Below are 12,401 nucleotides of genomic sequence, written 5' to 3'. Positions count from 1 at the left end.
TTAGATAACTCAATAAAATTATAAAATAATAAGATGAGGTGGAAAAATGGAAAACAGAAAAAAAGGAATAACTTTTATATTATTATCTTCACTTTTTTTTGCTTTAATGGCAGCTACTGTTAAATTTTTAGGAGATATGCCAACAGCCGAAAAAATATTTTTTAGAAACTTGATTGGAATTTTTATTGCTTTAACTTTAGTCAAAAAAACTGGTAGTTCTTTAGTTGGGAATAATAAAAAGCTTTTAGTTTTAAGAAGTTTATTTGGTCTTTTAGGAATAGCAGCTTATTTTTATGCTTTAGCAAATATGAAATTATCTGATGCAGTTATTTTAAATAAAATGTCACCATTTTTTGTAATGATTTTTGCTTCTATTTTTTTAAAAGAAAATATTACCAAAAAACAAATAATGGCTTTAATAACAGCAGCATTTGGAGCTATATTAGTAATTAGGCCGGGTTTTGATTCAAATATTTTCCCTGCTCTAATTGCTTTAACTTCTAGTATTTTAGCAGGTGTATCTTATACAGTAGTTAGACAGCTGCGTAAAACTGACTCTGCTCCAACTGTTGTTTTTTATTTCAGTTTATTTTCAACTTTAGCTATGATTCCTTTTATGCTCAAAGGTAGTTTTGTTATCCCAAGTATTTCTCAGGCAATAGCTTTATTGTCCTTAGGCTTATTTGCAGCTGCAGCTCAATTATTTATGACTAATGCTTATCGTCATGCTGAAGCTGGAGAGCTTTCAATTTATACTTATGCAAATATTGTTTTCTCTACTATTTTTGGCTTAGTTATATTTCAAGAAATTCCAGATATATTTTCAATTTTTGGAGCTTTATTAATAATTTCTGCTGGTTATTTAAATTATAGGGCCAAGGAAAAAGAAAATGCAGAGAAATTAAGACTAAAAAAACAAAAAAATAAAAGTTAAATTTAATTATTTATTAAACTAATTTTACAGATTTTACTTATATTGGGGGAGATTAAATGAAAGAAATTAATACAATCTTTTTAGATGTTGATGGAACTTTGACAGATGGGAAAGTTTATTTAGATAATCAAAAAAATGAGTTAAAAGCTTTTGATGTTAAAGATGGATTAATAATAGTAGCTGCAATAGAGCTTGGTTATGAAGTTATTATTATGACTGGACGGAAATCAGAGGTTGTAGCTAGAAGAGCAGCTGAATTAGGAATTAAAGAATATTATCAAGGTGTTCGTTACAAAAAGAAAGCTCTAGAAAAATTAATGCAGAAAAAGGGGATTACTTATCAAAATTTAGCCTATTTGGGAGATGATTTAAATGATCTAGCAGTTATGAAAAAAGCAAGATTTGCTGCCTGTCCAGCTAATGCTGCTCAAGAAATTAGAAAAATATCAGATTTTGTTTCTGAATTTAAAGGAGGAGCAGGTGCAATAAGAGAGATTTTAACTCACCTTTTAAGAGCAAAAGGTGATTATCATAAGGTATTAGAACTTTTTGCTTAAACTTAGTTTTAACTAAATTATATAAATTAAGTTGCGCAAAATATAAATTGGGGTGAAAAAATGGAAGCAGAAGAATTTGAGAACCTAAAATTGGAAAATCAAATTTGTTTTCCAATTTATGCTCTTTCTCGGAAGGTTATTAGATTATATAAGCCATTACTTAAAAAATTTAATTTAACTTATACTCAATATATAACTATGTTAGTTTTATGGGAAAAAGAAAATATTTCTTTAAAAGAATTAGGAGCAGAGCTTTATTTAGATTCGGGAACTCTTTCTCCAGTAGTGAAAAAATTAGTTAAACAAGGATTAGTAGAAAAGTATCGTTCTCAGCTTGATGAAAGAATTGTTAAGTTAAGATTAACTAATCAAGGAAAAGAAATGAAAAAAGAAGCCGTTAAAATCCCAGAAAAATTATTTTCTAAATTTAAAGGTCAACCAGAGACTTTAAACAATCTAAAAGAAAATTTGAATCAAGTTTTAACTCAATTTTAGCTTTAAAAAAAGTTAAATTCTATTTTAGGATTTAGCTTCTGTTTTTAACAAGATTAATTGTACACAATTTAATTTAGCAAAATAAAAAAGGAGAGATTGAAATGAATATTTATGATTTTGAAGCAGAAGATATTAGAGGTCAAAAAATTGATTTTAAAGATTTTGCAGGAAAAGCCTTATTAATTGTTAATACAGCTAGTGAATGTGGTCTGACTCCTCAATTTGAAAGTTTAGAAGAATTATATCAAGAATATAAAGATCAAGGTTTAGAAATATTAGGTTTTCCTTGTAATCAATTTGGTAATCAAGATTCAGGGACTAATGCAGAAATTAAAGAATTTTGTCAGCTTAACTATGGAGTTTCTTTTAAAATGTTTGCAAAAATAAAAGTTAATGGAAGTGATGCTCATCCTTTATTTAAGTATTTAAAAAAAGAAACTGCTTCTCTGCTTGGAGGAATAATTAAGTGGAATTTTACTAAGTTTTTAGTTGATCGAGAAGGAAATGTAGTTAATCGCTATGCCCCAACAACAGATCCTTTAAAAATTAAGTCTGAGCTTGAAAAAATATTATAGGTAGCTTAAAATTCAAATGGAGTAGAAAATTCTACTCCATTTGAATTCATTTTTTAGTCAAACTAAAGTAGCTTGACCCTAAAAGTTTTCTTTAATATCAAGTACAGTCATTTTCTCTATTGCTCTTTCTACCAAAGCTTCTATTTCTAAATCTTCTTCTCCAAAATGAACAATCTCAAGTTTAGGTTGAGTTACAGGATTATCAGGCACAAAAATTGTACAACAATCCTCATGTGGTCGAATTGAAATTTCATAAGTATCAATTTTTTTAGCTAATTTAATAATTTCATTTTTGTCCATTGTAATTAAAGGTCTTAAAACAGGTAATTCTGCGATTTCATTTGAAGAATGTAAACCTTCAATAGTTTGACTTGCAACCTGGCCTAAGCTTTCTCCTGTAATTAAAGCTTGCTCATTATTTATTTTAGCTAACTTATTTGCAATTCTGATCATCATACGTCGCATAATAGTTACTGTATATCTTTGGGGACATTTTTTTAAAATTTGCTGCTGGATTTCAGTAAAATATGGAATCTGTAATTTTATTGTTCCGCCATAAAGGCTTAAAGTTTTAGCTAAATCTATTACTTTTTGTTTTGCTCTAGCAGAAGTATAAGGTGGTGAATTAAAATAAACGGCATTGAGAGTTAAACCTCGTTTTAAAGCTAACCAACCTGCAACTGGACTATCAAGACCACCAGATAAAAGCAGTAAACCTCGACCAGAACATTGGACAGGCAGTCCACCTGGGCCAGTTTCTCTGCTAATAAAAAGATAAATTTTACCCCTTCTAATTTCTACTTCAAGCTGATGTTCAGGCTGATGAACATCAACACTAAGAGGAGTAGCTTGACTTTCAATATTTTTTAAAATTTCTGCTCCAAGTTCAGAATTTAATTTAGGACTTTTAATTGGAAAAGATTTATCTGCTCTTGTAGTTTCTACTTTAAAAGTTGTAGGATAATTTTGAACCTCTGTTTGAAAAAGTTTAACAACTTTTGCTTTTAATTTTTCAAAATCTTCTTGGTCAAATTTCTTTATTTTTTTGCCAATCCTAAATCTTTGAGCTGGACTTAGGGAAATAATACCGGGAACATTAACTAATCTTTTAACAATTTTTTCAATTTTAGAACTTGGTGCATAAAGAAAAATCCTGCCATAAACAGTACTAATTTCAAAATCACCTAAGTCTTTAGTTGCTCTTTCAATATTAGTGATTAATTGAGAAATAAAATCATTAATATTATCACCTTTAAGAGCAATTTCTCCATAACGAATAATTATTAAATCAAACACAGTTTTCACCTCATTAAAGAATTTTAAGAAAATCAATTTGTTCTTTTAAAATTTTTAGAAAAAAATCTAATTCAGTTTTAGTTGTTTTGCTTTCTAAACTTACTCTAAGAGCACTTTCGCTTATTTTGGGTTCTAAACCACAAGCATTAAGGATTCTATTGCCTGGTTTTTTAGATGAACAAGCTGACCCTGTAGAAAGATAAATCCCTTGATTGGCTAAAGCATGAAGCATTGTTTCTCCCTTAATTCCAGGGAGAGAGAAATTAATTATATGGGGAGCACCAGTTTGAGGAGAATTAAGTACTATTGCTTTAATTTCCTTTAACCTTTGCCTTAAGTAGTTGTTTTTTTCAATTAGACTTTGCTTAGCTTGAGATTTAGGACTAAGCTGAGCTAAGTTGTCTACAGCTACTTTAAATCCAGCTATTGCAGGAATATTTTCGGTTCCTGGTCTCAGACCTTTTTCTTGGCTTCCTCCAGCAACTAAGGGAGTTAAATTAATTCCATTTTGGCAGTATAAAGCACCTACCCCCATTGGAGCATGGACTTTATGGCCGCTAATTGAATAAAGATCTATTTGCCAGTTTTTTAAATCACTATAAACTTTACCAAAAGCCTGAACTCCATCTACATGAAAAAAAGTGAGTGGATTTATTTTTTTAATTAATTCAGATATTTTTTTGACTGGCTGAATTGTACCTAATTCATTATTGACATGCATAATACTAACTAAAACAGTTTGATCTGTAATTAAAGATTTTAAATGCTGAAGATCTACTTTTCCTTTTTTATCAACTTTAACTTGATCTATCTGCCAACCTGCCTGAGCTAAATTCTGAAAAAGATTTGCTACTGAAGCATGTTCTATTGGAGAGCTTATTAAATGTTTACCTCTATTTTGATAGCTTTGAGTAATTCCTCTAATGGCCAAATTATTGCTTTCTGTACCACCAGAACTAAAAATTATTTCTTTGGGATTTACTCCCAGGTAAGCAGCAATTTTTTTTCTACTCTGCTCTAAAATGTTTTCGGATTTTAAACCAAAACTGTGTAAAGAGGAGGGATTAGCATAACTTTGTTCTAGAGCCTCAACAACTGCTTTAGTTACTTCTGGCAGCACTTTAGTGGTTGCTGCATTATCTAAATATATTTCTTTTTTCATTAAACTCACTCCTAATTTTAAACACTAAATTTTATTATATCATTAAATAATAGATAAATAAATAGCTAAAAGCTAAAAACTAATTTAGAAAAAGGTTAAATTTTAATTTTTTGGCTAAAACATTTTAATTTTAGAGGCTAAGTGATATAATAGAAGTTGCTAGTTAAAATTATTTTTAATAAAATTAGTTTAAATAACTTAATTTGAATAACTTAAAATTATTTAGGAGGAAGAAAAGTGCGTTTAATAGATACACATGCCCATTTAGATTTTGATCACTATAATAAAGATAGAGAAAAAGTTTTTGAGAGAGCTTTTCAACTTGGAGTTGAAAAAATAGTTAATATTGGAGCTGATTTAGCTGGGAGCAAAAGAGTTGTAGAATTAGCCCAAAAATATGATAAACTTTATGCTGCTGTAGGGATTCACCCACATGAAGCAGATACAGTTAATGCTCAAACATTAGCAGAAATAAAAAAATTAGCTGCTCAGCCAAAAGTGAAGGCTATTGGAGAATGTGGATTGGATTTTTATTATGATAATTCTCCCCGTGAAATTCAAAAAGAAGCTTTTAAAAAACAATTGAATTTAGCTTTAGAATTAGATTTACCTGTTGTTTTACATTCACGTCAGGCAGCAGCAGAAACCTTGGAAATTTTGGATCAAACAGCTAATTTTGCTGATAAATTAATTTTTCATTGTTATGCTTATGGTCCAGCGGAAATTGAAGAAGTAATAAAGAGAGATTATTATGTTGCTTTTGGGGGTTTAATTACTTTTAATAATACTCAGCCGATTAGAGATGCTTTAAAAAAGGTACCATTAGATAAAATTTTATTAGAAACTGATGCTCCTTATTTAACTCCAAGTCCTAATAGAGGCAAAAGAAATGAACCTGCTAATCTAGAATATATACTAAAAAAAGCAGCTGCAATTAAAGGTCTCAGTCCTGAAAAGATGGCTCAAATTACAACTGAAAATGCTGAAAGAATTTATAACTTTTAAATTTTAGCTTCAAGTTAAAGTTTCATTAAGTTAAAGGAGGTAATTAAAATGAAAGTTGGAATTATTGGTTTAGGAGATATTGCTCAAAAAGCTTATTTACCTTTAATTACTCAGCGCCAAGATTTAGAACTATATTTTTGTACTCGAACTGAAAGCACTTTAAAACAATTAGGTGCAAAATATAAAGTTGATAGATTATTTAATTCAATTGATGAGCTTATAAAAGAAGATCTAGATGCTGCTTTTGTTCATGCAGCAACTGAGGCTCATTATATTTTAGTTAAAAAATTATTAGAAAAAGGAATTAATACTTTTGTTGATAAACCAATAACTTATCATTTGCAAAAAACTAAGGAACTAATTCAATTAGCTCAAAGCAAAGATTTAATTTTAATGACTGGTTTTAATCGTCGTTATGTTCCAACTTATACTCCTCTTTTTGAAATTGATTCTCCCAAAACAATAATTATGGAAAAAAATAGAACTTATCAACCAGGAGCAATTAGAAGTTTTATTTTAGATGATTTTATCCATGTTATTGATACAATTGTTTATTTAATGGGTAGAGATACTTTGAATTTAGAACAAATAGATTTTAAAAAAGTTGAAAGAAAGAATAAGCTTTTACAAGTTAATTTAATGTTGAGAGATGGAGAAAATACTGCTTTAGGAATTATGAATAGAGATAATCCAATTACAGAAGAAAGTCTGGAAGTAATTGCTTTAAATAAAAAGAAAAAAATTAAAAATATAACTCAAATTATTGATTATGATAATGAACAGGAAAAATATTCTCAAACAGCATCGTGGAATAAGATGGGTTATAATCGCGGTTTTGTAGATTTAATTGATGAATTTTTAATTAGAGTTAAAAATGGTCAAAATAAGGCTAAAGAAGTTAATTTTGATTTATTAACTCATCAAATAGCAGAAAAGATTATAACAAAATAATTTATTAAGGATGATTTTAAACAATATGGAAAATAAAATTGCAACACCTTCGGTGACAAAGAAAATTTTAAATAAATATAATTTAAATCTTAAAAAAAGTTTGGGACAAAATTTTTTGGTTGACCAAAATATTATTGAAATTATTAGCTCTTCAGCAGCCATTAAAGGGGATGAATTTATCATTGAAATAGGTCCAGGGATTGGCTCTTTAACTCAATCTATTTTAAATAAATTAAAAACTGGTAATTTATTGGCTGTAGAAAAAGATGCAGCTATGGTAGAAGTACTCAATGATATTTTTGCAGAAGAAAATAAATTAACTTTAATTAATCAAGATGCTCTAAAAATTGATTGGCCAGAAATATTAGAAAAATATAATCCTGAAAAGAAAAAAGTTAAATTATTGGCTAATTTGCCTTATTATGTGACTACTCCAATTATTATGGGGGTTTTAGAAAGTGAAATAGAGTTAGAGAATATGGTTTTTATGGTCCAGAAAGAGGTTGGAGAAAGAATTTGTGCTGGCCCAGAAACCAAAAAATTTGGTTCCTTGAGTGTAGCTGTTCAATATTACATGCAGCCTGAAATTATTCACCAAGTTCCAGCTAATGTTTTTATTCCTCAACCAAATGTAGATTCTGTTATTGTTGGACTTGCTCCTTATCCAGAAAATATTTATCAAAAAGAAGTTTTAAATCAAGATTTTTTCTTTCAAATTGTTAAATCAATTTTCCAACAGCGTCGAAAAACCCTCAGAAATAGTTTGAGTAGATCAGCTATTATAAATCTTGATCGTGATTTAGTAACTCAGGCTTTAAATGATGAGGGAATTGGAATTAAAAAAAGAGGAGAAAAGCTTTCTATTTTAGAAATGATTTCAATTAGTAACCGAATTTATAAAATGAGAGAAGAAGAATAGAAAAAATATTTGATTATTGAAATATTTAATGAGACTTTGAAAGGAGGCAGCAAAATGGTTAAAGTACAAATTTGTGTCGGCAGCCACTGTTCACTTGTAGGAGCTTTAAATATTTTAGAGACACTTGAAAATTTAAAAGAAGATTATCCAGAGCAAATTAAAATTGAAAGAGTAAAATGTATGGATCGCTGTGGAGATATTAAAAATGCCCCTGTTGTTAAAGTTGATGATGAACTCCTTACTTCAGCTCAAAATCAGGTAGTAATTAGTAAAGTAATGGAGAGGGTAGAATGAGTAAATTAAAAGGAATTTATACTGATATAGTTAAAATTCGACGGATGGTTTTTGCAGAGCTAGCTAGATTGGCTCTTAAAGATGCAGCCTCAGAAGAGTTTGATAAAATCCCTTATAGAATTATTGATACTGAAGAATCTACATATCGTTCAAGTATTTTTAAAGAAAGAGCAATTGTAGCAGCTAGGGTTCGGCTTGGTTTAGGAATGGATTATGAGACTAACCAAGAACACAAATTGTTATCTGAAGGGGTAAAAGATTTTTTAGAAAATGAAAATCAATTAGATAAACCACTTGTAAATGTTATTCGTTTTGCCTGTGAAAAATGCCCAACTAATGCTCATTTTGTAACTAATAATTGCCGCAAATGTTTAGCTCATCCTTGTAGTATAGTTTGTCCAGTTGATGCGATTACTATAGAAGAAAAAGCAGCAGTAATTGATCAAGAAAAATGTATTAACTGTGGGAAATGCAAAAAAGCATGTCCTTATGAAGCCATTGTTAATTATGAGCGTCCTTGTGCTGAAGCTTGTGGTGTTGATGCTATTGAAAGTGATGAGTATCAAAGAGCAAAAATTAATCAGAATAATTGTGTAAGTTGTGGTCAATGTATTATAGCTTGTCCTTTTGGAGCAATTGCAGATAAATCAATGATTTTTCAGCTTTTAAAAGCTATTAAAAAAGGAGAAGATATTAGGGCAATTATAGCCCCTTCTTTTGTTGGCCAATTTGGTCCTTTAGTTAAAGCTGAACAAATTGTAGCTGCTTTGGCAAAGCTTGGTATTAAAGAAATTAGAGAAGTAAGTCTGGGAGCTGATTTTGCTTCTTTACATGAAGCAGATCTTTTTGCTGAAGATGTGCCAGAAGAGCAGCCTTACCTTGGTACCTCTTGTTGTCCATCTTGGACTTATGTAGCAGAAAAACATGTGCCTGAGGTAAAAGAAAATATTTCTGCTTCAAGTTCTCCTATGATTTTTGCTGCTCGTTCAGTAAAAGAAAATAACAAGGATAGTAAAGTGGTATTTATTGGTCCCTGTGTTTCTAAAAAATTAGAGGCATTAAGTCCTAAAGTCAAGGATGAAGTTGACTATGTAATTACTTTTGAAGAATTAGCAGCTATTTTTGTGGCAGCTGATATTGAGTTGACTAAAGTTGAGAGTGAAGAAGAAATTAATGATGCTTCTTATTATGGTAGAGCTTATGCTAAAGCAGGTGGAGTTGCAGAAGCAATTAAGCAAAATTTGAAAGAAAAATATGGGATTGAGCCTGCAATTGCTAAAGCTGATGGTCTAGCAGATTGTAAAAAAACTTTGACTAAGGCTAAAGCTGGAGTTTTAGATGGCTATTTGATTGAAGGAATGGCCTGTGAAGGTGGTTGTGTTGGTGGCCCAGGTACTTTATTAACAACTCAAAGAGGTGCCAAATATGTTGGTGATTTTGCTGATGAATCTCCCTATAAATATGCTTTTGAGAATGAAAAATTAAAGGGGGAAGCTGACTAAAAGTTAGTAGTTTTGCTGGCCCTTTTTGCTCTATAAGATTTCTTATGGTATAATTAATTTGAATTGTTTTAAATGAGGTGAATCTGAATGAAAGAAAATGTTTTAGATAAAATAAAAGAAGAAGTTAAATTATATGTTGGCCATCGAGTTAGTGTCAAAGCAAATCGGGGCCGCCGAAAAGATATTGAAAAAGAGGGTATTTTGGAAAAAACTCATGAAAATGTTTTTGTAGTGAGGATTAAAGATCATAATCAAATTAGACGTTTGTCTTATACTTATTCAGATCTATTGACAGATGATGTAGTTGTTAGGTCTCAAGATAATGAGACAAAGATAGGACTGTAATTCTAGCTAGAGTAAATAAATTTAATAGGGCAGCCTTAAAGGGCTGCTTTTTTTACTGTTGTTTTTTACTAATTGAAATCTCAAAATTTGAAAGGAGAGAAAAATTTGGGAACTAATATGATTATCGGTTTATTGGGTGGGCTTGGACTTTTTATCTATGGAATGAAACAAATGAGTGAAGGACTTCAAAAAACTGCTGGAAAAAAATTAAGACATTTTTTAGCCGCTATGACTTCTAAACCAATTATGGGAGTTGGAGTAGGAGCCTTAGTTACTTCAATTATTCAAAGTAGTAGTGCTACAACTGTAATGGTAGTTGGTTTTGTTAATGCAGGTATAATGACTTTACTTCAATCTGTGGGAGTTATTATGGGTGCCAATATTGGTACAACTATTACAGCCCAGTTAATTGCCTTTAAACTTGGGGATTATGCTTTTCATGCAATTGCAATTGGTGCTTTTACATATTTATTTTCTAAGAGAAAAAAGTTTCAATATATTGGTCAAGTTTTATTAGGTTTTGGACTTTTATTTTTGGGTTTAGAAACTATGGGAGATACAATGGAACCTTTACGGGACTCACAAATATTTTTAGATTGGATGGAAAGTTTTGCTCAATATCCAATTTTAGGTGTTTTAGCAGGTATAGTTGTTACTGTAGCAGTTCAAAGTAGTAGTGCATCTTTTGGTATTTTACTCGGTTTAGTTACTGCTGGTGCTATTAATTATGAGGCTGCTATTCCAGTTTTATTAGGAAGTAATATAGGAACAACAGTTACTGCTATTTTATCTGCTATTGGAGCTAATTTAACTGCTAAAAGAGCAGCTGCAGCTCACTTTTTGTTTAATGTTTTTGGAGCAGGTATTATTATTTTATTCCTTTATATAGTCCCTGATTTTTCTAATGGGTTAGAAACAATTTTACTTAAAATGAGTAGCTTTTTTGGGCAAACTGGTCCTTCAACAGAGCGTTTGCTGGCAAATACTCATACTTTTTTCAATGTTTTAAACACTCTTATTTGGCTTCCTTTTACTGCCTTTTTAGTTTATTTAGTTAAAAAAATAATTCCTGGTGAAGATACTACTTTAAAACATGGAACGACTTTTATTGATGAAAGAATGTTAAGTACTCCTTATGTAGCCATTGATCAGGTGAAAAAAGAAATTATTTATATGCATGGAATTGCTGCTGATATGGTTTGTGATTCTGTTAAAGCCTTTTTAGAGGCTGATGGAGAAGTAATTAAAAAAGTAAAAAGACATGAAGATATTGTAAATGAAGTAGAAGAAGAGTTATTACATTTTATTCAAAAAATCCCTCAAGCTCAGTTAAATGATGTTGATATTAGAACTTTAGATAAATATTTTGCTGTTGTTGATGATATAGAAAGTATTGCAGATGATGCTAATGATATTACAGACTTAATTGAGGATCGCTTGGAAGATAAATTAAAGTTTTCTCCTGATGCTCAGGCTACTATTCAAGAGGTTTATGCTATTATTTGTAATGTTTTAGATAAATCAGCAAAATTACTTGAAACACATGATTTAGAAATTGCAACTGAAATTTTAGCTGCTGAAGAAAAGTTAGATGAAATGCAAATTCAGTTTAGAGATGAAAATATTAGTCGAATTAAAAGATCCAATAAAGCTGCTTGTGATCCTAATTCTGGTATTTTATTATTAGAAATTTTAGATGATATGGAACATATAAGTGATCAGATGGCAGATATTGCTCATAGTATTATGGAAATTTATCAAGATCAAAATCTTGGCAAAGATGATTCAGATGTGAAAGTGGTATAAGTTTACAAGAATTTAACATTAAAATAGCTGATTTAGTTGAAGCCTCCTTTTTAAAGGAGGCTTCTTTTGCTATAATGGAGAAAAGGGATATCTGATTTAGCCACAGACTTCATTGACGCTTTTCATATATAATTTATTTGGGACTGCCTTAACTCCCTTCGGTCAGACAAAAGGCAGTCTGTTTCCAAATAAATTATAATCAAAGCTATTCCGTCTGAAGTGCAAAATCAGATAAACCTTTTCTCTGGGAAATACTTGGAGTGCTGATTTATATGTTTATTTAATTAATTGTTCTCATGATAGTTACATTGAGGAGGTTCCAATGTCTAAATCATTTTCTGAGATGTCACTGGAAGAATTGTGGCAACTTTTTCCAATTATTTTAAAGGAATATAATCCTGAATATAAAAATAATCTTAATGGTTATACTGAAGCTAAAACTGAATTCATTAAAAAATATACAACTAAAGCCAGAAAGGAATTTAGAAAAAAATATTTACCTGACGCGAAATGAAATTTAATAATATTTTTAAATAATCAAAACCAAAATAAAGAAATCC

14 protein-coding genes are annotated in these 12,401 nt (G+C 30.0%); 12 read left to right on the top strand and 2 right to left on the bottom strand.

What is annotated here, in order from left to right; all coding sequences use genetic code 11:
• Positions 1–46 precede the first annotated feature (46 nt).
• From HPRAE_RS09215 to HPRAE_RS09200, 4 genes are all read left to right on the top strand, one after another.
• Positions 47–934, top strand: coding sequence for a DMT family transporter (locus HPRAE_RS09215; RefSeq protein ID WP_014553932.1), 888 nt, complete (start codon positions 47–49; stop codon positions 932–934).
• 56 nt (positions 935–990) lie between these two features.
• Positions 991–1,491 carry a KdsC family phosphatase gene (locus HPRAE_RS09210; RefSeq protein WP_014553931.1) on the top strand — a complete coding sequence of 167 codons (501 nt, stop codon included), beginning with the start codon at positions 991–993 and terminating at the stop codon, positions 1,489–1,491.
• A 60-nt stretch (positions 1,492–1,551) separates the two neighbouring features.
• Positions 1,552–1,986, top strand: a complete 435-nt coding sequence (locus tag HPRAE_RS09205) for a MarR family winged helix-turn-helix transcriptional regulator (RefSeq protein WP_014553930.1) — start codon at positions 1,552–1,554, stop codon at positions 1,984–1,986.
• 101 nt (positions 1,987–2,087) lie between these two features.
• Positions 2,088–2,561: a glutathione peroxidase gene (locus HPRAE_RS09200; RefSeq protein WP_014553929.1), complete on the top strand. Its 474-nt coding sequence runs from the start codon at positions 2,088–2,090 to the stop codon at positions 2,559–2,561.
• 78 nt (positions 2,562–2,639) lie between these two features.
• Here HPRAE_RS09200 and thiI read toward each other — a convergent pair whose 3' ends face one another.
• Both thiI and HPRAE_RS09190 read right to left on the bottom strand, forming a co-directional pair.
• Complete coding sequence (gene thiI / locus HPRAE_RS09195) at positions 2,640–3,857, bottom strand: tRNA uracil 4-sulfurtransferase ThiI (RefSeq protein ID WP_014553928.1); 1,218 nt, start codon at positions 3,855–3,857, stop codon at positions 2,640–2,642.
• A gap of 13 nt (positions 3,858–3,870) precedes the next feature.
• Positions 3,871–5,019, bottom strand: coding sequence for a cysteine desulfurase family protein (locus tag HPRAE_RS09190; RefSeq protein ID WP_014553927.1), 1,149 nt, complete (start codon positions 5,017–5,019; stop codon positions 3,871–3,873).
• 237 nt (positions 5,020–5,256) lie between these two features.
• Between HPRAE_RS09190 and HPRAE_RS09185 the strand changes: the two genes are divergently transcribed.
• The 8 genes from HPRAE_RS09185 (at position 5,257) to HPRAE_RS11260 (ending at position 12,355) form a co-directional block, all read left to right on the top strand.
• Complete coding sequence (locus tag HPRAE_RS09185; RefSeq protein WP_014553926.1) at positions 5,257–6,024, top strand: TatD family hydrolase; 768 nt, start codon at positions 5,257–5,259, stop codon at positions 6,022–6,024.
• Between the two features lie 48 nt (positions 6,025–6,072).
• Positions 6,073–6,975 carry a Gfo/Idh/MocA family protein gene (locus HPRAE_RS09180; protein ID WP_014553925.1) on the top strand — a complete coding sequence of 301 codons (903 nt, stop codon included), beginning with the start codon at positions 6,073–6,075 and terminating at the stop codon, positions 6,973–6,975.
• A gap of 25 nt (positions 6,976–7,000) precedes the next feature.
• Positions 7,001–7,894 carry a 16S rRNA (adenine(1518)-N(6)/adenine(1519)-N(6))-dimethyltransferase RsmA gene (gene rsmA, locus HPRAE_RS09175; protein ID WP_014553924.1) on the top strand — a complete coding sequence of 298 codons (894 nt, stop codon included), beginning with the start codon at positions 7,001–7,003 and terminating at the stop codon, positions 7,892–7,894.
• Positions 7,895–7,948: 54 nt separating this feature from the next.
• The gene (locus HPRAE_RS09170) at positions 7,949–8,188 is read left to right on the top strand and encodes a (2Fe-2S) ferredoxin domain-containing protein (protein ID WP_014553923.1); all 240 of its coding nucleotides are present in this window, start codon (positions 7,949–7,951) and stop codon (positions 8,186–8,188) included.
• On the top strand, positions 8,185–9,690 hold the full coding sequence (locus HPRAE_RS09165; protein WP_014553922.1) for a 4Fe-4S dicluster domain-containing protein: 1,506 nt from the start codon (positions 8,185–8,187) through the stop codon (positions 9,688–9,690). The genes HPRAE_RS09170 and HPRAE_RS09165 overlap by 4 nt, the downstream gene beginning before the upstream one ends.
• Positions 9,691–9,777: 87 nt before the next feature.
• The gene (locus HPRAE_RS09160; protein ID WP_014553921.1) at positions 9,778–10,035 is read left to right on the top strand and encodes a Veg family protein; all 258 of its coding nucleotides are present in this window, start codon (positions 9,778–9,780) and stop codon (positions 10,033–10,035) included.
• 105 nt (positions 10,036–10,140) lie between these two features.
• Positions 10,141–11,841 (top strand): Na/Pi cotransporter family protein, encoded by a 1,701-nt coding sequence (locus tag HPRAE_RS09155; protein WP_014553920.1) that lies wholly within the window; start codon positions 10,141–10,143, stop codon positions 11,839–11,841.
• Between the two features lie 322 nt (positions 11,842–12,163).
• A complete protein-coding gene (locus HPRAE_RS11260; RefSeq protein ID WP_014553919.1) occupies positions 12,164–12,355 on the top strand; it encodes a GrpB family protein in 192 nt (63 codons plus the stop codon).
• Positions 12,356–12,401 lie beyond the last annotated feature (46 nt).

The sequence above is a fragment of the Halanaerobium praevalens DSM 2228 genome, assembly GCF_000165465.1.
Lineage (GTDB): Bacteria > Bacillota > Halanaerobiia > Halanaerobiales > Halanaerobiaceae > Halanaerobium > Halanaerobium praevalens.
This window is presented reverse-complemented; position numbering and strand designations above follow the sequence as displayed.

Bases quoted from the DNA above. Each gene is read 5' to 3' on its own strand.
- HPRAE_RS09215 (WP_014553932.1), top strand. From the start codon at position 47: ATGGAAAACAGAAAAAAAGGAATAACTTTTATATTATTATCTTCACTT.
- HPRAE_RS09210 (WP_014553931.1), top strand. From the start codon at position 991: ATGAAAGAAATTAATACAATCTTTTTAGATGTTGATGGAACTTTGACA.
- HPRAE_RS09205 (WP_014553930.1), top strand. From the start codon at position 1,552: ATGGAAGCAGAAGAATTTGAGAACCTAAAATTGGAAAATCAAATTTGT.
- HPRAE_RS09200 (WP_014553929.1), top strand. From the start codon at position 2,088: ATGAATATTTATGATTTTGAAGCAGAAGATATTAGAGGTCAAAAAATT.
- HPRAE_RS09190 (WP_014553927.1), bottom strand. From the start codon at position 5,019: ATGAAAAAAGAAATATATTTAGATAATGCAGCAACCACTAAAGTGCTG.
- HPRAE_RS09180 (WP_014553925.1), top strand. From the start codon at position 6,073: ATGAAAGTTGGAATTATTGGTTTAGGAGATATTGCTCAAAAAGCTTAT.
- rsmA (WP_014553924.1), top strand. From the start codon at position 7,001: ATGGAAAATAAAATTGCAACACCTTCGGTGACAAAGAAAATTTTAAAT.
- HPRAE_RS09170 (WP_014553923.1), top strand. From the start codon at position 7,949: ATGGTTAAAGTACAAATTTGTGTCGGCAGCCACTGTTCACTTGTAGGA.
- HPRAE_RS09165 (WP_014553922.1), top strand. From the start codon at position 8,185: ATGAGTAAATTAAAAGGAATTTATACTGATATAGTTAAAATTCGACGG.
- HPRAE_RS09160 (WP_014553921.1), top strand. From the start codon at position 9,778: ATGAAAGAAAATGTTTTAGATAAAATAAAAGAAGAAGTTAAATTATAT.
- HPRAE_RS11260 (WP_014553919.1), top strand. From the start codon at position 12,164: ATGTCTAAATCATTTTCTGAGATGTCACTGGAAGAATTGTGGCAACTT.